This window comes from Priestia sp. HNGD-A6 (assembly GCF_045784335.1).
In the GTDB taxonomy this organism is placed as follows: domain Bacteria; phylum Bacillota; class Bacilli; order Bacillales; family Bacillaceae_H; genus Priestia; species Priestia zanthoxyli.
Genome location: NZ_CP138621.1, coordinates 1,195,572 through 1,217,984, shown reverse-complemented (window position 1 = coordinate 1,217,984; position 22,413 = coordinate 1,195,572). Strand labels below are relative to the sequence as shown.

General features: G+C 38.8%; 19 protein-coding genes. 16 read left to right on the top strand and 3 right to left on the bottom strand.

Features of this window, described 5'->3' with window-relative positions; all coding sequences use genetic code 11:
• The first annotated feature begins 17 nt into the window (after window positions 1-17).
• The 8 genes from SCI76_RS06235 (at window position 18) to SCI76_RS06200 (ending at window position 10,839) form a co-directional block, all read left to right on the top strand.
• On the top strand, window positions 18-2,804 hold the full coding sequence (locus SCI76_RS06235) for a sigma 54-interacting transcriptional regulator (protein ID WP_394531558.1): 2,787 nt from the start codon (window positions 18-20) through the stop codon (window positions 2,802-2,804).
• Between the two features lie 254 nt (window positions 2,805-3,058).
• The gene (locus SCI76_RS06230; RefSeq protein WP_033578518.1) at window positions 3,059-3,499 is read left to right on the top strand and encodes a mannose/fructose/sorbose PTS transporter subunit IIA; all 441 of its coding nucleotides are present in this window, start codon (window positions 3,059-3,061) and stop codon (window positions 3,497-3,499) included.
• Window positions 3,496-3,990: a PTS system mannose/fructose/N-acetylgalactosamine-transporter subunit IIB gene (locus tag SCI76_RS06225; protein WP_028413929.1), complete on the top strand. Its 495-nt coding sequence runs from the start codon at window positions 3,496-3,498 to the stop codon at window positions 3,988-3,990. The genes SCI76_RS06230 and SCI76_RS06225 overlap by 4 nt, the downstream gene beginning before the upstream one ends.
• Before the next feature lie 12 nt (window positions 3,991-4,002).
• Window positions 4,003-4,809, top strand: a complete 807-nt coding sequence (locus SCI76_RS06220) for a PTS mannose/fructose/sorbose transporter subunit IIC (RefSeq protein WP_013056297.1) — start codon at window positions 4,003-4,005, stop codon at window positions 4,807-4,809.
• A gap of 26 nt (window positions 4,810-4,835) precedes the next feature.
• The gene (locus SCI76_RS06215; RefSeq protein WP_013056298.1) at window positions 4,836-5,663 is read left to right on the top strand and encodes a mannose/fructose/sorbose PTS transporter subunit IID; all 828 of its coding nucleotides are present in this window, start codon (window positions 4,836-4,838) and stop codon (window positions 5,661-5,663) included.
• Window positions 5,664-5,749: 86 nt separating this feature from the next.
• The gene (locus SCI76_RS06210; protein WP_407545092.1) at window positions 5,750-9,328 is read left to right on the top strand and encodes a GH32 C-terminal domain-containing protein; all 3,579 of its coding nucleotides are present in this window, start codon (window positions 5,750-5,752) and stop codon (window positions 9,326-9,328) included.
• A 243-nt stretch (window positions 9,329-9,571) separates the two neighbouring features.
• Window positions 9,572-10,318 (top strand): type I methionyl aminopeptidase, encoded by a 747-nt coding sequence (gene map, locus SCI76_RS06205; protein ID WP_045291382.1) that lies wholly within the window; start codon window positions 9,572-9,574, stop codon window positions 10,316-10,318.
• Window positions 10,319-10,530: 212 nt separating this feature from the next.
• Window positions 10,531-10,839: a DUF5634 family protein gene (locus SCI76_RS06200; protein WP_328120035.1), complete on the top strand. Its 309-nt coding sequence runs from the start codon at window positions 10,531-10,533 to the stop codon at window positions 10,837-10,839.
• A gap of 853 nt (window positions 10,840-11,692) precedes the next feature.
• Here the strand turns inward: SCI76_RS06200 and SCI76_RS06195 are convergent.
• Window positions 11,693-12,166: a YbaK/EbsC family protein gene (locus tag SCI76_RS06195; protein WP_367041366.1), complete on the bottom strand. Its 474-nt coding sequence runs from the start codon at window positions 12,164-12,166 to the stop codon at window positions 11,693-11,695.
• A gap of 315 nt (window positions 12,167-12,481) precedes the next feature.
• Here SCI76_RS06195 and SCI76_RS06190 point away from each other — a divergent pair, with 315 nt between their 5' ends.
• From SCI76_RS06190 to SCI76_RS06155, 8 genes are all read left to right on the top strand, one after another.
• Window positions 12,482-12,673, top strand: a complete 192-nt coding sequence (locus tag SCI76_RS06190) for a hypothetical protein (RefSeq protein ID WP_033578521.1) — start codon at window positions 12,482-12,484, stop codon at window positions 12,671-12,673.
• A 37-nt stretch (window positions 12,674-12,710) separates the two neighbouring features.
• Window positions 12,711-13,535 carry an aldo/keto reductase gene (locus SCI76_RS06185; protein WP_028413925.1) on the top strand — a complete coding sequence of 275 codons (825 nt, stop codon included), beginning with the start codon at window positions 12,711-12,713 and terminating at the stop codon, window positions 13,533-13,535.
• Window positions 13,536-13,889: 354 nt separating this feature from the next.
• Complete coding sequence (gene hutH, locus SCI76_RS06180; RefSeq protein ID WP_063246934.1) at window positions 13,890-15,401, top strand: histidine ammonia-lyase; 1,512 nt, start codon at window positions 13,890-13,892, stop codon at window positions 15,399-15,401.
• Window positions 15,402-15,450: 49 nt separating this feature from the next.
• The gene (gene hutU / locus SCI76_RS06175) at window positions 15,451-17,112 is read left to right on the top strand and encodes a urocanate hydratase (RefSeq protein WP_063246935.1); all 1,662 of its coding nucleotides are present in this window, start codon (window positions 15,451-15,453) and stop codon (window positions 17,110-17,112) included.
• Window positions 17,113-17,128: 16 nt separating this feature from the next.
• The gene (gene hutI / locus SCI76_RS06170) at window positions 17,129-18,418 is read left to right on the top strand and encodes an imidazolonepropionase (RefSeq protein ID WP_060747552.1); all 1,290 of its coding nucleotides are present in this window, start codon (window positions 17,129-17,131) and stop codon (window positions 18,416-18,418) included.
• Window positions 18,393-19,376: an agmatinase family protein gene (locus tag SCI76_RS06165; RefSeq protein ID WP_275211356.1), complete on the top strand. Its 984-nt coding sequence runs from the start codon at window positions 18,393-18,395 to the stop codon at window positions 19,374-19,376. Before hutI ends, SCI76_RS06165 begins: the two co-directional genes overlap by 26 nt.
• Before the next feature lie 196 nt (window positions 19,377-19,572).
• A complete protein-coding gene (locus tag SCI76_RS06160) occupies window positions 19,573-20,004 on the top strand; it encodes a MarR family winged helix-turn-helix transcriptional regulator (protein WP_063246937.1) in 432 nt (143 codons plus the stop codon).
• A 3-nt stretch (window positions 20,005-20,007) separates the two neighbouring features.
• Window positions 20,008-20,172, top strand: a complete 165-nt coding sequence (locus SCI76_RS06155) for a hypothetical protein (RefSeq protein WP_168760527.1) — start codon at window positions 20,008-20,010, stop codon at window positions 20,170-20,172.
• Between the two features lie 80 nt (window positions 20,173-20,252).
• On the opposite strand, the gene SCI76_RS06150 is transcribed toward SCI76_RS06155, so the two are convergent.
• Window positions 20,253-21,191 carry a nucleoside hydrolase gene (locus SCI76_RS06150; protein ID WP_275211355.1) on the bottom strand — a complete coding sequence of 313 codons (939 nt, stop codon included), beginning with the start codon at window positions 21,189-21,191 and terminating at the stop codon, window positions 20,253-20,255.
• A 39-nt stretch (window positions 21,192-21,230) separates the two neighbouring features.
• A complete protein-coding gene (locus SCI76_RS06145) occupies window positions 21,231-22,301 on the bottom strand; it encodes an isocitrate/isopropylmalate dehydrogenase family protein (RefSeq protein WP_063246939.1) in 1,071 nt (356 codons plus the stop codon).
• Window positions 22,302-22,413 lie beyond the last annotated feature (112 nt).

The window sequence follows — 22,413 nt, the reverse complement described above, 5'->3', positions numbered from 1 at the left end:
TAAAGAAGGTGCTTCTAATGAAACGAATTGATAAGGTATACAATCAGCTGTTGAGTAATTTTCAGGAGTTTACAGAAGTGGAACTTTTACATAAACAAGGAAGCTCAGCGATTGAAATTGCTGAACAGTTAGATTTAGAGAGATCTAATGTAAGTCTTGAACTGAACAAACTTGTCCGCATGCAAAAAGTAATTAAAATTAAAATGTTCCCCGTTCGCTACGCTCCGCTAGAGATTGTCGAAACCATTTTTCGTCAAAAGTGGGATACGAATAAGATGGAAGTGGAAAAACTAGAGCAGCTATCTAATGGGGGAAAAGAAGAAGCACTTTCTGCTAATCCTTTTGAATTAATGATTGGAGCCACAGGCAGTTTGAAAAAATCGATTTCTCAAGCAAAAGCTGCTGTTCTTTACCCGCCCAACGGGTTACATATGCTGCTATTAGGTCCCACGGGATCAGGCAAATCTCTTTTTGCAAAACGAATCTATCAATTTGCTATATATTCAGAGAGGTTAAAAACAGGGGCCCCGTTCATTACCTTTAACTGCGCTGATTATTACCATAATCCTCAATTACTTCTTTCTCAGTTATTTGGTCATAAGCAAGGGAGTTTCACTGGAGCAACTGAAAGTAAAGTAGGTTTAGTAGAACAAGCAAATGAAGGCATTCTCTTTATGGATGAAATACACCGGCTTCCTCCTGAAGGTCAAGAAATGCTTTTTTACCTCATTGATCAAGGTACGTACAATCGCCTAGGGGAAACAGATCATAAGCGAATGTCTAAAGTATTAATTATTTGTGCTACAACTGAAAATCCCGGTTCAGCCTTACTGCAAACTTTCTTAAGAAGAATTCCGATGACTATTCATATTCCGTCATTAGAAGAGCGATCTCTCAAAGAAAAGATTCGTCTCACAACGTTTCTTTTAGAACAAGAAGCTAAACGAATTAATAAAAAGCTAAGTGTCCACATTGATGTATTAAATGCTTTAATCCACACTGAAAAATTCGGGAATGTAGGGCAGTTAAAGTCCAATGTACAGCTCGTGTGCGCACACGGATTTTTAAATAACCTTGATAGTAAACATATGGTGGAACTTACAGTGAGAGACTTGCCTGATGATATTAAACGAGATTGGATTTCAAATAGTAAAAATATGGAGCGCAGCAGAAAAATTTCTGAATATGTAAATCTCAAAACGATCATTTCTCCGGCTATGGAGAGGCAAGAAATAAAAATAGAGGAAGACGTATCGTTTAATTTATATCAGTTAATAGAAGAAAAAGTAGATGTTTTAATAAAAGAAGGTTTATCTCAAGAAGACATCAATCAATATATTCTTACCGACATTCATTTGAATGTTCGGAGCTTTTTTAATCAAAAAAATGGCCAAAGTTCTAATTTAATGAAATTCGTAGAAGATGACGTGATTCAGCTTACAAAAGAATTAAAACATTTAGCAGAAAAAGAATTGAACTGTAAATTTGATCGCAGATTTATTCATTTTTTGAGTATGCATATGGAATCCTTTTTAAAGCGAAAAAAACAAGTAGACGTATTAAATACAAAGGAGATAGATGAAATTCGCGAAACGTATCCAAAAGAATATGCGGTAGCCCTGCTTTTTAAAAATCGAATTGAAAAGTGGTTTAACATTATCGTGCCAGAAATAGAAGTTATTTATCTCACAATGGTTATTCAATCCATTCGAACGTTAGAAGAAAATAAGCGAGTGGGGATTGTGGTTGCTGCACATGGAAACAGCACGGCAACTTCTATGGTAGAAGTGGCTACGGAGCTTTTAGGAAGCACTCCTATTATAGCTATTGATGTGCCTTTGACGGTATCTCCAGTCGAAATTGTAGATAGATTAATCCAGGGAATTAAGAAAGTAGATGAAGGGGAAGGCGTATTAATGCTTGTAGACATGGGCTCGCTTGCCATGTTAGAAAGCAAGTTGGAACAAAAAACAGGGACTAAGATTAAAACAATCAGCAACGTGACGACGTCTATGGTGTTAGACACCGTTAGAAAAGTAAATTATTTAGACTTAAATTTATATGCCATATTTGATTCGGTGCAAAAAGACTTTATGGAATTTATAGATAAGCAGCAGCATGTGTTTGGGAAAAAGAAAGCCCTTGTTTCTATTTGTACAACAGGAAGCGGTACAGCAAAACAACTAGAAAAAATCTTAACGATTATTTCACGGAAAGTATCTCAAGAGCCTATTAAAATTCTAACCGTTTCTTCTATTAAATTAGCAGCAAACATTCGGGAAATTCAAAAAGAATATGAAATTGTCGCAACAGCAGGTACCAAAAACCCTAAGATTGATGCGCCTCATGTATCACTAGAAGTCCTTATTGAAGGGCAGGGAGAGCGAATACTTCAACAGGCAATTACAAAAGAAACGATACGCTATGATGAGGAGAAGACTGAAGGGAATATTGTAGTGCGTGAACTTTGCGAAGAAAACTTACGAAAGTACCTTCTATTTATTAATCCGTATCTCATAAGTGAAATTCTGTTAGAGTGGTTAAATCACGTACAAGATGAGTTAGAAATGGAATTAAGCAACACCGTTATGATTCGAATTGTGATGCATACAGCCTTTGCTTTAGAAAGAATGATAAAAAACGAACCTCTTGCTTTTCCGGAGGATGAAGAAATCACTCCTCAGTTAGAAAATATTTATCAAAAAACGGAAAAAACATTACAAGCCGTCGAAAAAAAGCTTAAACTTACCTTAACAAGAGATGAAAAATTATTTATTGCCACCATTTTTGCGGATGAAATGTAAAAATCATATGATAATCCCAAGAAACTAGTTTAATTTATATGCCGCTAGTTTCTTTTTTTATCCCATTTTTTAAATAACAGAAAAACCTGTATTAAAACGCATGACGTTTTGATACAGGTTTGTTTATTTTAAGGAACCTGTATCAACAACATAGAAAAAGGTATTGAAAAATAAATGAAAGCGCTTAATACTCTTTGTTGGCACGATACTTGCAATAAATAAGTGTAGAACGTAAAAGAGAGGAGCAAGTGTACATGATTTCAGTCATTATTAGTGGGCATGGTGATTTCGCACCAGCATTAGAGGGGGCTTCCAAAATGATATTTGGTGAAGAGAATCACGTAGTAGCCGTACCTTTTCTAAAAGGAGAGGGTATCCAAACGCTTGAAGCAAAATATAAGCAAGCATTAGAGGAGATGCCCTTAGAAAATGAAGTGCTTTTTCTAGTCGATATTTTTGGAGGTACACCTTACAATGCGGCTACTCCATATATCCTTAAAAACAAAACAGCGGATATGGTATCCGGAGTTAACTTGCCTATGTTATTAGAAGTGTTAGCCATGAGGGAACACGTTACATTAAAAGAGATGCTAGGGAGATTAAAGCAAGTGAATGAAGAAAGTTTTCAAGTGTGCAGTGAACATTTGGAGAAAGTCCAGCAAGCAAACCAAATCGGAGAGGATGGATTATTATGAAAATCGTTTTAGCAAGAATTGATGACCGCTTTATTCACGGGCAGGTATTAACAAGATGGATCAAAACAAATGCAGCAGATCGAATTATCATTGTTTCAGATGAGGTGGCAGCGGATGAAATGCGAAAAACGCTTATTCTTTCTGTGGCTCCTTCGAATGTAAAAGCAAGTGCTGTCTCAATTTCTAAAATGACAAAAGCATTTCACAGCCCTCGTTATCAGGATACAACAGCCATGCTGCTGTTTGAAAGTCCCGCAGATATTGTTGCTCTTGTTCAAGCTGGAGTGCCTATTGAGACAGTAAACGTAGGCGGCATGCGTTTTGCTAATGACCGAAAACAAATCACCAAATCTGTAAGCGTTACCGAAAAAGATATCGATGCTTTTGAGAAACTGCAGGAACTAGGCGTAAAGCTTGAGCTGCGCCAATTACCTTCAGATTCTAGCGAAAATTTTATTCAACTACTGAGAAATGAAACAAAAATCAAATAAGGAGATGAGTTTATGTCTTCCATACAAATTATTTTATTATTAGTCATTGCAGCGGTAACTGGCATCGCAAGCGTATTGGACGAAGGGCAATCCCATCGTCCTCTCATTGCCTGCACATTAGTAGGCTTGGTGCTTGGAGATTTAAAAACGGGCATTATTTTAGGCGGAACGCTGGAATTAATGGCTCTTGGATGGATGAATGTTGGATTGGCGATGGCACCTGATACGGCTATTGCTTCTGTTATTTCAACTATTTTGGTTATCACAGCTGGTCAGGGGATTGGTGAAGGCATTGCGGTAGCTATAGCTTTAGCAGCTGCAGGGCAAGTACTCACCATTTTTGTTCGTACCATCACAGTATTTTTAATTCATCGAGCTGATAAGTACGCGGAAGAAGGGAACTTTAAAGGAATTGAAATTATGCATATTACTGCTATGGGTTTTCAGGCTCTCCGCGTTATGATTCCAACGTTAATTGTTACATTAATCAGCGTAAGCGCCGTGCAAACTTTCCTCGGAAATATTCCGGAAGTTATTACAAAAGGTCTGCAAATTGGGGGAGGCATTATCGTGGTCGTAGGATATGCCATGGTTATCAATATGATGAACATTCCTCATTTAAAGCCCTTTTTCTATATCGGGTTCTTATTAGCGGCATTTACAGGGTTTAACCTGGTAGGATTTGGGGCGTTAGGTCTTTGTTTAGCCCTTCTTTATCAGCAAGTAATGCAGCAGCGAAATCAAATGCAGCCGGCAGGCGTTCCCGCAGCTACAGGGAGCGAACAAGTATATGATGACGATGATGATTTAGATGCCTAAACGGCGAACTTAAGGGAGGGATAGAGATGGAAAATGAAAAAAGATTAACGAAAAAAGACATCTTTAGCATGTTTATTCGCTCGAATTTTTTACTCGGTTCATTTAACTTTGAGCGTGTTCAGGCAATGGGCTACTGTTACGTGATGATTCCAGCAATTAAACGTTTATACGGACCAGGGGCACAGCGAAATGCAGCACTAAAGCGTCATTTAGAATGGTTCAATACACATCCGTGGATTTCTGCACCTATATTCGGCGTCACGGCAGCAATGGAAGAAGAAATGGCAAACAAAAAAGATTTTGATGAAAAAGCCATCAGCGGAATGAAAATTGGATTAATGGGCCCGCTTGCTGGCGTAGGAGACCCTATTTTCTGGGGAACGCTGCGGCCAGTTCTTGCGGCACTAGGCGCATCTCTTGCGTTAGGCGGGAATATTGCCGGGCCACTGCTGTTTTTCATCTTAATTAATGCCATTCGATTAAGTACAAAATATTATGGATTAAAATATGGTTATTTAAAGGGAACAGAAATTTTAAAAGATTTAGTAGGCAATCGAATTCAAAAACTGACGGAAGGTGCATCCATTTTAGGACTCTTCGTAATGGGAGCATTGGTTTCGAAATGGACCACTATTAATATACCAGTGGTTGTTTCTAGGATCAAAGATGATTCTGGTAAAGTTGTCGTGAAAACCGTGCAAGACGTACTCGACAGTATTTTACCGGGACTGCTTCCTTTAGCGCTAACTTTATTAGTAGCATGGATGCTTCGAAAAGGTACAAATCCGCTGCTTATTATTTTCGGTATTTTCTTAATCGGTATAGGAGGTTATTGGATCGGCTTTTTAGGCTGATAAGTAAGAGGAGTCATCTATTCTTCTAGCATCTGGTGGTGAACATATTTTACATAGCCAGTATGCCAATAAAGGAGGAAAGGAAGATGAAAAGAACCGTCAAAAAGTTATTGATGATTGGAGTCGCTTGTTCTATAAGTTTGTTTTCTGTATACCCTGTATTAGCTGATAATACAGGGTATTATCAAGAAAAATACCGGAATCAATTTCATTTTTCTCCAGAAGCGAACTGGATGAACGATCCAAATGGAATGGTCTATTATAACGGGGAGTACCACCTTTTTTATCAGTATTATCCTTACGGTACCACCTGGGGACCTATGCACTGGGGGCATGCAGTTAGTACAGACTTAGTGAAATGGAAACACCTTCCGGTTGCTCTTTCGCCAGATGAGAACGGAGAGATCTTTTCAGGAAGTGCCGTTATCGATTGGAATAATACCGCAGGATTTGGAAAAGAAGCGATGGTAGCTATCTTTACGCACTCGGGCAGTAAAGGGCAGGTGCAAAGTCTAGCATACAGCACGGACAGCGGAAGAACATGGACCAAATATGAAGGAAATCCCGTTATGCCAAATCCCCCAGTTCCTGACTGGCGCGATCCAAAAGTCTTTTGGCACGAGCAAACCAAGCAGTGGGTTATGTCTTTAGCTGCTAAAGATAAAATCATGTTTTATACATCACCTGACTTGAAAAATTGGAAATACGCAAGTGAGTTTGGATCTGATGGAGGGATTCAAGCAAACGGTCAAAGCGGTGCTTATTCATATACTTTGTCTGAACAAAAAGGTCAATCTTTTACTCTAGAGGGAGAAATTACGCTTGTAGAAAAGAATGGACGCGAAGGTGCAGGAGGCCTTGTTTTTCGTTCTAATAAAGATGCAACAAACGCATATACCGTCAATTTAGATGCTGAAAAGAACCTCTTAACACTTAACAAAGTAGAGAAAGGAAGCGTAACGACCGTTGTTTCAAAGCCAATGAGGCTGGATACGTCACAAGCGTATCATGTGAAAGTAGAAGCAAACAGTCACCACTTTAAGATACTGCTAAATGGAAAACAGGTTTTAGAAGGCAGTGATGCATCTTTAGAAAACGGTCAGTTTGGACTAACAGCATGGAATTCCACAGCTGTCTTTCGTCATGTTAAATTTACGAATCAATCTAATTTCATCACCAATCTATCTAACTGGAAACCTGTTACGGGAACATGGAATGATACTACTGATGGAAAAATCGGTAAATCTGACAGCGACGGATATATTATGAGTGAAGAACAGGGAGATCAGTTTATTTACGAGTCAAATATGACATTTTCAGATGAAAATCATGGTTCAGGTGCACTACTTTTTCGAGCAGACGCGGAAGCCAAAAACGGATATATAGCTAGCGTGGATGCTTCTAAGGATACAGTCAAACTAGTAAAGCTTCAAAATGGCATTTCAACTGTACTTGCTGAAACAAACGAAAAAATTGATACGAGCAAATCACATCAAGTAAAAGTAACTGCATCGGGAAATGAACTTGATTTGCATATAGACGATAACTTCACCCTTACTGCAAAAGATGAAACTTTTTCAAAAGGATTGTTTGGATTACACGTTAATCAATCTTCAGTCCGGTTCCAAGACGTTAACATGACCAAGTTTATTGATACGGATGAAAAAGAAATTAAAAATAAAAGTTTTGAAAGAGGAGATCTCACCGGCTGGAAAACAATAAAAGGAAATGCATTCACAAATGATCATGTAACGGATGCCACCGCAAATTGGAGCGGTCTTTTTGAACAAAAAGGAAAGTATCATTTATGGGGTTTTTCTGATAAGCAAGATGGCGATAATGCCACTGGAGAATTACATTCGTCTTATTTTAAATTGAGCGGTTCAGGTGAAATTAATTTGTTAATGGGAGGCGGAAACGACCCCACAAACCGCTATGTAGCCTTAGTCCGGGCATCCGACGATAAAGAATTGATTCGTCAAGCGAATACAAAGTTTGCAGATGAAAAGTACCAGCGCTACGTATGGGATGCTTCTAAGTATATAGGAGAAGTACTGTACATTAAAGCCGTTGATCAAGCTGTAGGCGGATGGGGGCATATTAATCTAGATGATGTAAATGTATTTAATACAGAAAAAATGCCGGAGAAAGTAGACAGTGTAGCAAAAGAACCAGAGGAAGCTAAACAAAGGGAAGGCGGAGAGCTTTCAGATTGGAACACAGTGTCAGGAGAATGGGTGAATTCAACTCACGGAAGCAACGGAGGCATTTGGGAGTGTCCTACTTTACTCGAACTGCCGGTTGATGGAGACAGCACAAAGAAAAAATGGGTGCTGCAGGTCAGCATCAATGATGGAGCGGCAGCTGGAGGTTCAGGTATGCAGTACTTTGTTGGTGATTTTGACGGAAAAACATTTAAAAATGAAAACCCGCCAGAGGAAGTGCTTTGGACAGATTATGGTGCCGACTTTTATGCCGCTGTAGATTGGAGCGGAGTTGAAGGAGATAACGGAGAAAAGTATTGGCTAGGCTGGATGAGCAACTGGCAATATGCCAACAATACCCCAACTACTACTTGGAGAAGCTCTATGTCAATCCCAAGAAAAATAGAACTCACCAACACAGCAAAAGGGCTTCGTTTAAAACAAATACCTGTTTCAATTGATTCAATTCGCAATAAGCAAGAAAAAAAGGTGTTGAAGAATCTGATGGTTACTGAAAACAAAAATCTTCTTTCAGGCATACAGGAAAACAAATATGAAATCATTGCAGAATTCGATGTTTCAAATACGGATGCACAAGAATTTGGTTTTCAAATTCAAAAAGAAGGCAGTGAAAATACAAAAGTCAGCTATAATGTAAACAAGCAGCAATTATTTGTTGACCGAACAAACTCTGGAAGTTTTGATTTTGGTGAAAATGTGAAAGGCAAACACTCTGCTCCCATGCTTCCAAAAGACGGAAAGGTTAAGCTTCATATGTTTGTAGACCAGTCGTCTGTAGAAGTATTTGGAAATGACGGCACGGAAGTAATAACAGACCAGCTCTTTCCAACGCTTTCAAGTAATAAAATAAAGCTTTATAGCAAAGGAGGCGCTGTAAAATTAAATTCTCTTAAGATGTATCCGTTAAAATCTATTTGGAATAAAAGTCCTGTTGATACAAACTTATCTGGATGGAAGAATATTAGCGGACTATGGGCCGATACGATTAACGGAAAACAAGGACGAAGCAAAGAAGATTTCTTTACCTTATCATCAAAAGAAGCAAAAAATTTCACATATGAAGCAAAAATAAAGGTGTTAGACGATTCTGTTTCAAATTCTACAGGAGCAGGAGCGCTAGTATTCCGTTCGGATGAACAGGCAAATAACGCTTACGCTGCGAATGTAGATGTGCTTAATAATCAAGTGAAACTCATTGCGTTTAGAGATGGAATAGGAAAGGATCTCATTATTTACGACGATGGGGGAAAGCTGCATTTAAAACCAAATACGGATTACCATCTAAAAGTGATGGCTGAAGGAGAACACATTCGAGTTTATCTCGATGGCAAGCTGGTGATCGATACAATGGACCCTACCTTTTCAGAAGGTTATGCTGGGCTGAACGTGTGGAATTCTACTAGTTTGTTTAATGAAGTGAAATTTGAAATAGTAAAATAACGGATTGTGAGAGCTGCCGCTTACCAAGGCAGCTTTTATATAACATAAAAAAGTATGCTGCGGTGAAGTAGCATGCTTTTTTGAATTTCATAGGTTAATGAAGAGGATTTTTACATATGATAAATATCTTACTAATCTAATTAATCATACATTTTAGTTCTTAAAAGGTCTTTTGAAAAATCCTCATAAAAATATGATAAAATCGGATAGGATATATATTTCGAGGAAGGAAAGTGTTTTTTTATGATTATTGGTAACGAACAAGATTTAGAAAGTTTACGCAAAATTGGACGCATCGTTGCACTTGCGCGCGAAGAGATGAAAAGCCAAGCAAAAGCAGGTATGACAACAAAAGAACTTGATATGATCGGTAAAAAAATATTGGATGAACACGGTGCTATTTCTGCACCTGAAAAAGAATATGATTTCCCAGGTGTAACGTGCATTAGTGTCAACGAAGAAGTGGCTCACGGTATTCCGGGAGATCGCGTATTAAAAGATGGCGATTTAGTAAATGTGGATGTATCTGCCGTACTTGATGGCTATTATTCAGATACAGGCATTTCATTTGTTATCGGGAAAGATGAAGAAAAAGAAAAGCTGTGTCAAGCTGCAGTAGATGCATTTTGGGCGGCTATGAAAAAAGTAAAAGCTGGTTCAAAACAAAACCAAATTGGTCGTGCTGTTTCTAACTTTGCACACCAAAACGGATACGCGGTTATTGAAAATTTAACGGGTCATGGTGTTGGCCGCAGCTTGCATGACGCTCCTAACCACATTTTAAACTATTATGATCCAATGGATAAAGCACTTTTGAAAAAAGGTCTTGTTATTGCTGTAGAACCGTTTATCTCTATGAAAGCTGATCATATCATTGAACGCGGAGACGACGGCTGGACGTTTGTTACACCTGATAATAGTCTTGTAGCACAATGTGAACATACGATTGTTGTAACAAACGGTGAACCGATTATTTTAACTGAACTATAATCAAGTTTCTCTATAGATCTCGGTAACAAAAAAGCTACTTCACTTAGCAATGTTTTTTCATTGTATTAATAGTGAGGTAGCTTTTTTTATTATTGTGTAATGAATGAATTTCATATTGAGTCGCTTTGTTTATACAACGTTTGAAAGATAGTGTAATTGAATATGCTCAAGGGAATGCTAAGTATAAATCAAAATGAAAAGGGGTATGAAATGTGGAATATGTAGGAAGAGAAGCGATTGTAAGTGAACTGACTCATCATATGGATGACATTTTAAACAAATATAACCTTCAAGGCGTTTCTGTATATGAAGAAGAAGGAGAAGGGAATCATTATTATCTTGGCTATACAGTAAAAAAGAATGATCAGGTGTTTATGGTTAACAAACCTTATATAAAAGATAAAGACGGGAAACTAGCAGTAGAAAAGCAAGAATGGACCGTTCAAGGTAACGAAGGAGAAACAAATAGATATACTTCACTTGAAGATGCATTTCAACAAATTGATCAAATGATACATTAAATAAATTTGATCAATTTCACTGCGGATGCTTTTCTTTACTTGCGTGAGAATGAGTAGAAGAGGCACTGATAGCTGGCGCGCTTTTTTCGCTTATAGGATCTAAATTTTCTTTGCTATAAAGTCTAAAAATTTGTTTTTTTTAGGTTTTACTATATAAATACGGGGTACACATATAGTACAGCAGCTATCATGCAAATGGTTGTTGTGGAAGGTTAAATACTTAGAGTTTGAAGGGACTGATTAGTTTTGAAAGGCTTAACAGCGACTTCAGCAAATGTATTACCGCAAATTGAAAGCAGATATTCGTATCTGACACAAGGCACTTTGGTTATGAACCGATATACGTAACGAAAGGGCCTGACTAGGCAAACAAAGGAAAGACTGAATCAACGAGAAGAAGCCTGCATCTAAACATGTAGGCTTCTTCTTTTTTACAGATGAAAATAAGGCGATGAGTGCGTACATAACGGGTATAAATTAAAAAGATTCACATTCAGTCAATTTTCCGTACACGTTTTTCTTGAAAAAAGGTCATAAGTTGAAGATACTGTATATAACTGTGTAAAAGAATTTTTGAAGAAAAAATAGTAAATCTGCTTGAGGTGAAAATGATGAGAAAAGCAAATAAAAGTGAATTTCTGTGGAATACGTTAGACGGCTGGCTTTTTATCCCTAGGAACATTCCTTTACTATTTCTTTTTGTATTTCTCTTAGGGGTTTCTTACCTAGGTTGGGTTAAGCTGTTTCATAAATTCGTTTAGATACACCAACAAGCTGAAACAAAAAATTGTTTCAGCTTGTTGGTGTACTGATTGATTTATTTTATGTATATCTGTACCTTAATTTACCTAAGTTATTCATTCCATCCTTTGCACACATCAACCCATTTTAAGCATTTCGAAAATTCTTCTAGTTCGGGTATTGTTAATTCAATTGCACTATTTCCACTTCCACAGGCAGGGAAAACGGTAACAAAACGTTTCAGAGATTCATCTAGATACACGTGAACACCTTCATTAACGGCAAATGGGCATACTCCGCCTACGGCATGACCAATCAGCGTTTCTACTTCACTTGCTCCAAGCATTTTTGCTTTGGTTCCGAACTCTTCTTTATATTTTCGATTATCAATTTTCGCATCTCCTGCTGCCACAATTAATAGAACGGTTTCTTCTGCGTTAAAAGAAAGACTTTTTGCGATCCGTTGCGGCTCACATTTTAAAGCTTGCGCTGCCAGTTCTACAGTAGCACTGGACTCATCCATTTCAATAATTCGATTCTCCATGCCAAATTGTTTAAAATATGCTTTTACTCTTTCAATTGCCATTTTTATATCCATTCCTTTCGTTAACTCTTGCAAATATGTATGATTGCCTTACAGAGGATGTACAGTTTCTCTTTGAAATAAAAAATTCTTATTATTTTGTATATACGGAAATTATACACAACTTCTCAGTTAAAAGCACATATTCGTTTTAATTAAAAAAGTTACGTAGGTAAAGTATTTTTAGCTGATTGAAGCAGGATTACGGAACCCTTTGACGAATGTAACTATGTCGGCTGCGAAAACATAGGCATTAGAACAAAAGATAAATGATGAAATTGAAAAGGCGCAAATGTTCTAGTGAAATGAGGAAAAGGAATGCCAAATTTACACACTATCGTCAGTTTCTTTAGCAGTACATGTATGGCAACGATGAGTATGATTTATTTGTTTTCCCTTGTACCGCGGGCATGGTCTTTTAAATTTCGATTTGGAGCCATGATTGTAGGAATCCCAGTCGGCATTATAATGGGCCAGGTTGCTATGCTGATCGGCTGGCACCATCATTAAAACTTTGAACTTTTTAACAAAAAAGGAGACATGTAAAATGAATATTGTCACATTAAACAACGGCTTAAAAATGCCTCAGCTTGGATTTGGCGTATGGCAAGTAGAAGATAACAAAGCAGCAGCTGCAGTGTCAAAAGCAATTGAAGTTGGATATACCTCTATCGACACAGCTATGATTTATAAAAATGAAGAAGGAGTAGGTCAAGCGATTAAAGAATCTTCTGTTCCTCGGGAAGAGCTGTTTATTACAACAAAAGTTTGGAACAGCGACCAAGGCTATGAAAATGCACTACGTGCGTTTGATGAAAGCCTAGAACGATTAGGACTTGATTATGTGGATTTATATTTGATTCACTGGCCTACTCCTCAATATGATGAGTATGTGGAGACGTATAAAGCATTAGAAAAGCTTTATCACGATGGCAAAGTAAAAGCAATTGGCGTCTGCAACTTTGAAATTGAGCATTTGGAGCGCTTGTTAAATGAATGTGACGTAACGCCTGTTTTAAACCAAATTGAGTGCCATCCGTATCTTGCTCAAAATGAATTAAAAGAGTTTTGCGCCAAACATAATATTTTCGTGGAAGCATGGAGCCCTCTTGATCAAGGAGGAGAAGTGTTACAAGACGAGGTTATTCAAAAAATTGCTGAAGTACATAGCAAAACTCCGGCTCAAGTTGTATTGCGCTGGCACTTACAGAACAACACAATTGTCATTCCTAAGTCAGTTACACCGTCTAGAATAGAAGAAAACTTTAACGTGTTTGATTTTGAACTTACTGCTGATGATATGGCAGAGATTAATGGATTAAACAGCAACCGCCGCAAAGGTCCGCACCCAAGCGACATGAACGTCCGATAACGTTTAAAAAATAAAATTGTGCAGCCGTGAATCATCGCTGCTATAAGAAATAACGATTTTATTTCTGATTATTTAAAATTTTCTTAAATAATAATTGACAAATGATTAATTCAGCGTAATACTTAGTGTAGGTACCCTAGTTGCTTTAAGTTGTACAGCTTAAAGTGTATAGTGATTTAGTCATTTAGCGATTGTATGTATAAGTGAAATACTGATTATTAATAAAAGCCCATAGTGTAAGTAGGTTAGTTTATAGGGGGCTATATCAAAAGGAGCTTGTTTCCTCTTTGATATAGCCCCTTTTTGTGTTCAAAAAGAAAAGGCAGTCTACAGTTTAACAAGGGAGCGGGTATGATGTTTATTCAAATTGATGGAAATTCACTGACGTTCGACCAAATTTACAAAGTTATTTACCAAGGATACTCCGTGAAAATTAGCGATCACGCAGTTGAACATATACAAAAAAGCAGAACGTTAGTTGAAGAGAGCATTACGAACAACAACGTAATTTACGGAGTGAATACGGGATTTGGAAAGTTTAGTGATACGGTTATTTCAAAAACAGACTTAGCCGATCTGCAGATTAACCTGATTCGCAGTCATGCCTGCGGACTAGGAGAGGCATTTTCGTTAGAAGTAAGCAGAGTCATGCTGCTTTTACGAGCGAACGCATTAGCTAAAGGGTATTCCGGAATACGACTGGAAACCTTGCAGCTTCTTATCGATTGCTTAAACCAAAACGTAGTACCGGTTATCCCGAGTCAAGGTTCGCTTGGAGCTAGCGGTGACTTAGCCCCGTTATCACATCTAGCGCTGCTGCTAGTTGGAGAAGGAGAAGCTGTATATAATGGTCAGCGAATGCAAGGAGAAGATGCTTTAAAGCTAGCAGGGCTTGAACCTATACAATTACAGGCAAAAGAAGGGCTAGCTTTGATCAACGGCACTCAGGCAATGACGGCTGTAGGAGTAGTTTCGTACCTTGAAGCTCAAAAGCTCGCTGATCTTGCTGACGGAATTGCAGCACTGACATTAGAAGGTCTGCAAGGTATTGTAGAAGCATTCATGCCTGAGTCACATGCAGTAAGACCTTACCCGGAACAACAGCAGGTAGCTGCCCGAATTCTTTCGTACTTAGAAGGCAGTCAATTAACTACTTCTCAAGGTCAAATAAGAGTGCAAGATGCTTATTCACTGCGCTGCATTCCTCAAGTTCATGGTGCTATTTATCAAGTTTTAAATTATGTAAAAGAAAAGCTGTTAATTGAGATTAATTCAGCAACTGATAACCCGCTCATCTTTGCTGACAGCGGCAAAGTAATTTCTGGAGGGAATTTTCACGGACAGCCCATTGCGTTTGCTATGGATTTTCTAGGAATTGCAATGGCGGAGCTTGGGAATATTTCTGAACGGCGCATTGAACGAATAGTAAACCCTCAGCTTAGCGGGCTGCCCGCATTTTTAAGTGCAGATCCAGGTCTAGAGTCCGGGCTCATGATTACTCAATACGCTGCGGCTTCATTAGTTTCCGAAAATAAAGTATTAGCGCATCCATCAAGTGTTGATTCTATCCCATCTTCAGCGAATCAAGAAGACCATGTCAGCATGGGAACGACTGCTGCACGTCATGCTTATCAAATTATCCAAAATACAAGAAGAGTTCTATCAATCGAAGCAATTTGTGCGGCTCAAGCAGCCGATATTCAAGGAGTGGATAAACTTGCTTCAGAAACAAGAAAAATTTATTCAAGAATTAGAAAAACCGTACCAACCATTATGAAAGATCGAATTTTCTCACGTGATATTGAGGCGTTAGCAGCTGATTTCAAAACTTTTGTGCAAGATACGAATTATGAACTAGCACTGTAATAAAAAGTTAGTTTAACAGTTTTTCATTTTTATAGAGGAGGAAAACGAAATGGAGACAAAACAAAGTGGAATAAAAGCACCTCGTGGAACAGAACTAACGACAAAAGGCTGGGTACAAGAAGCCGCTCTTCGCATGCTTCTAAACAATTTAGATTCCGAAGTAGCAGAGCATCCGGAAAAGTTAGTCGTATACGGAGGGATCGGAAAAGCAGCCCGTAACTGGGAGGCGTTCAATCGTATTGTAGATACGTTAAAAGAATTAGAAGAAGATGAAACGCTTCTCATACAGTCCGGCAAGCCGGTTGCGGTTTTTAAAACGCACAGTGATGCGCCGCGTGTTTTATTAGCAAATTCAAATCTTGTTCCTGCTTTTGCGAATTGGGAGACGTTCCATGAGCTCGATAAAAAAGGGTTAATGATGTACGGGCAAATGACTGCAGGAAGCTGGATTTATATCGGAAGCCAAGGCATTGTTCAAGGAACGTATGAAACATTTGCTGAGTGTGCCAACCAGCATTTTAACGGAACTTTGAAAGGAACCATTACGTTAACAGCTGGATTAGGAGGAATGGGAGGTGCACAACCACTAGCCGTTACGATGGCAGGCGGCGTTGTCATTGGAATTGATGTTGATCGCACGCGTATTGAAAAACGTATCGAAACAAAGTATTGCGATACGGTAGTCGAAAGCGTAGCTGATGCAATCAAGTTAGCTGAAGATGCAAAAAGATTGGGCAAAGCGCTGTCCATTGGATTAGTTGGAAATGCAGCCGAGATTCTTCCTGAAATGATAAAGCGAGGATTTATCCCAGATATTGTGACAGATCAAACATCGGCACATGATCCGCTTAACGGATATTTGCCGATTGGAGTCAGCTTAGCAGAAGGAGAAAAATTGCGGAATACAAATCCAAATGAATATATAAAACAATCAAAAGCAAGTATGGCTATTCACGTTCAAGCCATGTTAGAGATGCAAAGAAAAGGCGCGGTTGCTTTTGACTATGGCAATAATATTCGCCAAGTGGCGCTCGATGAAGGTGTCGCGAATGCATTTGATTTCCCGGGATTTGTCCCAGCGTACATCCGTCCGCAGTTCTGTGAAGGAAAAGGACCGTTCAGGTGGGTCGCTTTGTCAGGAAACCCAGAAGATATTTATAAAACAGATGAAGTCATTTTACGTGAGTTTTCGGATAATACGCATCTTTGCAACTGGATTAAAATGGCGAGAGAAAAAATTGAGTTTCAAGGGTTGCCGGCGCGTATCTGCTGGCTAGGCTACGGAGAAAGAGCGCGCTTTGGAAAAATTATTAATGACATGGTAGCAAACGGAGAGCTGTCAGCGCCTATCGTTATTGGCAGAGATCATCTAGATGCCGGTTCTGTGGCTTCGCCAAATCGTGAAACTGAAGCAATGAAAGATGGCAGTGATGCAGTAGCAGACTGGCCTATTTTAAATGCATTAGTCAATACGGCAGCAGGCGCAAGCTGGGTATCCGTTCACCACGGAGGAGGAGTAGGTATGGGGTATTCTCTGCACGCTGGAATGGTTGTAGTAGCAGACGGGACAGAAGATGCCGCCAAACGTCTAAAACGTGTTTTAACAACAGACCCTGGCATGGGTGTTGTTCGTCATGTAGACGCCGGCTATGATAAGGCCATTCAAACTGCAAAAGAAAAAGGGATACAAATTCCTGCGTTACATGAATAAAAAAGGAGGGATACGTATGACTATTACGTATATCAAATGCGCTGAACAAGTCATTACGGTTAAAGGCGGAAGTCAGCCTAGACGAGAGGAAGAAATGTCAGCTCTAGGAATCATTGAAAATGGCAGCGTACTCGTGAAAAATGGAAGAATTGTATTTGTTGGACCTGACGTCAAAGCGCAGGAATACCTTGAGCATATCCATGAACCTATTAATATAATTGATGCCGAAGGAAAAATCGTAACGCCTGGGTTAATTGACCCCCACACTCACCTTGTGTTTGGAGGCAGTCGTGAAAAAGAATTAGAAATGCGCTTAAACGGGGCAAAGTATATTGATATTTTAAAAGCGGGAGGAGGAATTTTACAAACAACCGTTAGTACACGACAAGCAACAGAAGAGGAGCTAATCAAGCAATCTACAAAACGTTTAAATAAATTTCTGCAGTACGGAGTTACAACTGTCGAAGCCAAAAGCGGGTACGGTTTAAATCTTAAAGATGAAATCAAACAATTAAAAGTAGCGAAGAAACTGAATGAACAGCATCCAGTAGATGTTGTTTCAACCTTTATGGGAGCTCATGCGGTGCCAGTTGAGTACAAAGGAAATGAAGATGCGTTTGTTCAACACGTTATTGAAGAAATGATACCAATTGTTGCAAAAGAAGAGCTAGCGGAGTTTTGTGATGTATTTTGTGAAGAAGGCGTGTTTACAGTTGAACAGTCAGAGCGTATTTTACAAGCTGGAAAAGCATACGGACTAAAACCTAAAATCCACGCCGATGAAATTGTGTCTTTTGGCGGGGCAGAATTAGCGGCTAAAGTGGGAGCTGTGTCTGCGGATCATTTATTAAAAGCATCCGATCAAGGAATTAAGCAAATGGCTGAAAGCGGAGTTATAGCCGTTCTATTGCCGGGTACTGCATTCTTTTTAATGGAAGAGCCGGCGCGTGCTAGAAAAATGATCGAAGCAGGGGTACCGGTTGCTTTGTCTACAGATCGAAACCCAGGGTCTTCTCCTACGGAATCGCTGCCGTTTATTATGAATTTAGCTTGTTTAACGATGAAAATGACGCCAGCAGAAGTTTTAACAGCCTGTACGATCAACGCGGCTCATGCCATTGGCAAAGAGAATCAAATCGGAAGTATTGAAGTAGGTAAAAAAGCCGATGTAGTGCTATTTGATGCGCCCAATTACCAAACGCTGCAGTATAACTATGCCGTAAATCTTGTAGACACGGTATTAAAAGATGGGAAAGTTGTGGTTGAAGGCGGTGTTTTACATGAACTATCCGTACCCACAGCTTGATCGACCGCCTTTTTGCTGGCAGCGTCAAAGTACTTCTGACCCAAAAGTAAGTGATTGGATTCAGACAGTTGAAGATGGGTGCAAAGTCGACTTTACATCGATAGATATTACGGTTTTGGGCGTGCCTCTTTCAAGATCCTCCATTAGCGCTTCGGGAGCCAGTGAGACGCCAATGGCCATGAGGAAACTCTGGAAATCCTTTAATCCGTATCATATTGAGTATGATACGGATTTGACTTCCTTGTCAGTGTTGGATTTAGGTGACGTCAAACAGCACGTAACGGATATAGAGAAGTCTCATCAGTATATAAAAGAAGCGATGATGTCTATGCGGAAATGTCATCCGCATGCGCTGCCTGTTATGCTCGGAGGAGACCACTCCATTACAGCTATGTTAGTAAAAGGATGGAAAGAGTCACATCCCGAACAGAAAATAGGAATTTTACAGTTTGATACGCACTTTGACTTACGAAGCTTAGAAGACAATGGCCCTTCTAACGGAACACCCATACGAAATTTAATTGAAAGCAACACAATTGATGCAACTCATGTATGGAATATTGGGCTTCACGGGTTTTACAACTCAAAATCGTTAAAGGAATATGCGGATAGCAAAGGCGTTCATTATGTAACGCTACTGCAAGCAAGAAAAGCGGGAGTAACTCATACGGTGAAAGAAGTACTAAAACAGCTGAGCAAAGAAGTAGACATGATCTATTTAACCGTTGATATGGACGTGTTAGATATTGCTTACGCACCTGGAGTTCCAGCAGGAACCACAGGGGGAATGAGAACGGAGGAATTGTTTGAAGCGGTATACACGGCTGGGAGTCATCCGCTTGTTCAAGCAATGGATATCGTTTGTCTAGATCCGCTGCGTGATGTAAAAGAAATAACTGTAAAAGCAGGCGTACATGTATTTTTGAATTTTTTAACGGGAGTTGTAAACAGAAAGTAAGGGAGTATAATTCCTTGCTTTTTTTATCGTTAAATAGCTGCTTACATAGGATTAATAAACTTTTTTTAGAGCAAGATAACATAACTTTAGAAGTGTGTATGGATTTTAGTAAATATATTTTTACTAAAATAAACTATTTATATTGTTTTTATTTAAAATTAGTAATAATATTTTTACTAAAGAAGGTGAGTATCTTATGGAGGAAAAACTGGCTAAGGAATATATCGCTTTAATACCGGTTTTATTTGAAAACTTCAAGAACTTAAACAAGAATGAAGTGAAATTAACACATTTACAAAATCACGTAGTTGAATTCATGTATATGAAAAAAAGAGATTTGAATATTAAGGAAATTAGTAATGGATTAAATATTGCCAAACAACAGTTAACGAATGTTATCAGTGAATTAGAAAATGAAGGATATTTAATCAAAATGCCCGATTCGCGAGACAAGCGTGCAGTTTTAGTCTCATTAACATCTAAGGGAAAAAGTATTCAAGAGGAAAAGTGGAGAGGGATTTATAGTAATTTTCATACAAATCTTGCGAAGTTAAATGAAGAAGAGCAATTAGACCTGCAGTTTGCTCTTCATAAATTAAATGTTTTGTTAAAAAAGATGGAGGGATAAATCATGAGTCAAAGAGAACGAATTTCACTTATTAGTGTAGGCGTTATAGGCGGGACAGTAATGGGAGTAATTTATAAAGATATATCCAACTGTTTGATTACAGGTGTTATTGTTGCTTCAATCATTACTGTAATGCTCAATCAAAAAGCGAAAAAAACAGCTAGATAGTATGAATAAAAGTAAGTCAGCACCACCGAGTTGCGAACTCGACGTTCTGGTGCTGATCTTACCTATCTTCTAGATGAACATTACGAAGCCGAATATGTGTTAAGAGCCTCAATCATTAAATCCCAAAAACCATCTGCATCAAGGATTAAACCAAACTTCGCATTTGCTGTCCTTCCTGTAACTCCAAGCAAATCAACTGAAGTCGTTCCAGCCGTGTATTCTCCGCGTGTTTCTACTACAATATTAACTTCTTTGAGCGTAAATAGTTCTGGAGCTACACAGTAAGCAACGGTCAATACATCGTGAACAGGAGGGCCATTAAATCCAAACGTTTCTTTATAGGCAGATTTAAAAAACGCTAATAATTCACCCACCTTTTTTGCTACGTTATTATCAATGTTCATCACTTGGTTAATAACATTATCTGTTGCAACGGCTTGATGCGTAATATCTAACCCCATTACTACGAGTGAAATACCGCTATCAAACACTTTTTTAGCCGCTTCTGGATCTGCCCAAATGTTGAACTCAGCCGTTGGCGTCCAGTTCCCGAAGGTTCCGCCGCCCATAAGGATAATCTCTTCAATGTTTTCTTTAATTTCTGGAGCTTTTATTAAAGCTAAAGCAATGTTCGTTAAAGGACCGGTAGGCAAAAGCGTAACGGGATCTTCTGACTCTTTGACCATTCGTATAATAGTATCTACTCCGTGTTCTTCGCTCCAGCTGCGAGAGAGAGGAGGGAACTCAGGGCCGTCTAATCCTGAATCCCCGTGTATACTAGGCGCGTTTTCACGTCTGCGCATCATTGGTTCGCTTGCTCCTTTTGAAACAATCACGTTATGTAACGATACTAAATCACACACTTTCAAAGCATTCATCGTCGTTTTTTCAATTTCTGCGTTTCCTGAAACAGTTGTAATCGCTAAAATATCTAATTCCGGTCGTGCGGCAGCCAAAATAATAGCAATAGCATCATCATGACCTGGATCACAGTCCATAATAATCTTTCTTTTTTTCATTATGATCACCTCTATAGAATGGATAAATTGCTGTTAATTTTACATGGATTTTATTTTTTCTAAAATAGCTTCTGTAAACTCCGACGTAGAGGCATGTCCCCCTAAATCTTTCGTTTTCACTTCAGCTTGGAGCGTTTGATAAAATGCGTGTTCTACTGTAGCAGCCACTTCTGTAAGTTTGTGATCAGCATGTTTTTCAGCCAACCATTTCAGTAGCATGGCTGCTGAAGAAATAATACCGGTTGGGTTTGCTATGTTCAAACCTGCGATATCTGGCGCAGAACCATGAGCTGCTTGTGCCATAGCGATATGTTCATTTGCATTAAGAGAAGGGGCTAATCCTAAGCTTCCTACAAGCTCGCCTGCTAAATCTGAAAGAATATCACCGTACATGTTTTCTGTCACAATGACATCAAAATCGGCTGCACGACGTACGAGATGAGCAGCCATGGCATCGATATGGTAGTCGTCCACTTTTACTTCAGGATATTGCTCAGCTATTTCTCGACAAACGTTTAGAAATAGTCCGGTACTTAATCTTAAAACATTTGCTTTATGTACGATTGTTACTTTTTTACGACGCTGCATAGCCAATGCAAAAGCTTCATGTGCAATTCTTTCTACGGCTTTTCGCGTAAATACCCCCGATGTCACCACAACGTCTTTTGTAATCTGCCATTCCCCGTGTCCAGAATACATATTACGATCGGCATAAAATCCTTCTGTATTTTCTCGGACGATCACTAAATCGGCTTCTTTCACGACGCTTTTAATACCTGGCATTGTTTTAGCAGGGCGAATATTTGCGTAAAGATCTAAACTGTGACGAAGCTCTCCGCTAGGATTACGCTTTTCTTTGTGTTCAAGAGGGTAAGCCACAGAATCATGCGGGCCAAGTATCCATCCATGCGTATGTTTTAAAGCATCTATCGTTACTTCTGGAAGAGGATCGTTATATTGTTTAATTCCTTCCCATCCCATAGGCAGATAAATCCATTCCATTTTTACTCCTGCTTTGCAAGAAGCAGTTTTAACTACCTTAACTGCGGCATCGACAATCTCCGGCCCGATGCCATCACCGGCCAATACCCCGAAACGATAAACAGTCATTGTTTTGAACACCCTTTCATTATGCGCAATGCTTTTATAAATAGATTGAAGGTTTATAGTATTAATCTACTTAAAGAAAAGACAATAATAAAATAGTATTTTTTTATGTTTA

Excerpts from the sequence above, each read along its gene's own strand:
- hutI (WP_060747552.1), top strand. The coding sequence starts at position 17,129 with ATGACTATTACGTATATCAAATGCGCTGAACAAGTCATTACGGTTAAA.
- SCI76_RS06150 (WP_275211355.1), bottom strand. The coding sequence starts at position 21,191 with ATGAAAAAAAGAAAGATTATTATGGACTGTGATCCAGGTCATGATGAT.
- map (WP_045291382.1), top strand. The coding sequence starts at position 9,572 with ATGATTATTGGTAACGAACAAGATTTAGAAAGTTTACGCAAAATTGGA.
- hutU (WP_063246935.1), top strand. The coding sequence starts at position 15,451 with ATGGAGACAAAACAAAGTGGAATAAAAGCACCTCGTGGAACAGAACTA.
- SCI76_RS06160 (WP_063246937.1), top strand. The coding sequence starts at position 19,573 with ATGGAGGAAAAACTGGCTAAGGAATATATCGCTTTAATACCGGTTTTA.
- SCI76_RS06215 (WP_013056298.1), top strand. The coding sequence starts at position 4,836 with ATGGAAAATGAAAAAAGATTAACGAAAAAAGACATCTTTAGCATGTTT.
- SCI76_RS06210 (WP_407545092.1), top strand. The coding sequence starts at position 5,750 with ATGAAAAGAACCGTCAAAAAGTTATTGATGATTGGAGTCGCTTGTTCT.
- SCI76_RS06195 (WP_367041366.1), bottom strand. The coding sequence starts at position 12,166 with ATGGCAATTGAAAGAGTAAAAGCATATTTTAAACAATTTGGCATGGAG.
- SCI76_RS06235 (WP_394531558.1), top strand. The coding sequence starts at position 18 with ATGAAACGAATTGATAAGGTATACAATCAGCTGTTGAGTAATTTTCAG.
- SCI76_RS06230 (WP_033578518.1), top strand. The coding sequence starts at position 3,059 with ATGATTTCAGTCATTATTAGTGGGCATGGTGATTTCGCACCAGCATTA.
- SCI76_RS06145 (WP_063246939.1), bottom strand. The coding sequence starts at position 22,301 with ATGACTGTTTATCGTTTCGGGGTATTGGCCGGTGATGGCATCGGGCCG.
- SCI76_RS06185 (WP_028413925.1), top strand. The coding sequence starts at position 12,711 with ATGAATATTGTCACATTAAACAACGGCTTAAAAATGCCTCAGCTTGGA.
- SCI76_RS06225 (WP_028413929.1), top strand. The coding sequence starts at position 3,496 with ATGAAAATCGTTTTAGCAAGAATTGATGACCGCTTTATTCACGGGCAG.
- SCI76_RS06220 (WP_013056297.1), top strand. The coding sequence starts at position 4,003 with ATGTCTTCCATACAAATTATTTTATTATTAGTCATTGCAGCGGTAACT.
- SCI76_RS06190 (WP_033578521.1), top strand. The coding sequence starts at position 12,482 with ATGCCAAATTTACACACTATCGTCAGTTTCTTTAGCAGTACATGTATG.
- SCI76_RS06155 (WP_168760527.1), top strand. The coding sequence starts at position 20,008 with ATGAGTCAAAGAGAACGAATTTCACTTATTAGTGTAGGCGTTATAGGC.
- hutH (WP_063246934.1), top strand. The coding sequence starts at position 13,890 with ATGTTTATTCAAATTGATGGAAATTCACTGACGTTCGACCAAATTTAC.
- SCI76_RS06165 (WP_275211356.1), top strand. The coding sequence starts at position 18,393 with ATGAACTATCCGTACCCACAGCTTGATCGACCGCCTTTTTGCTGGCAG.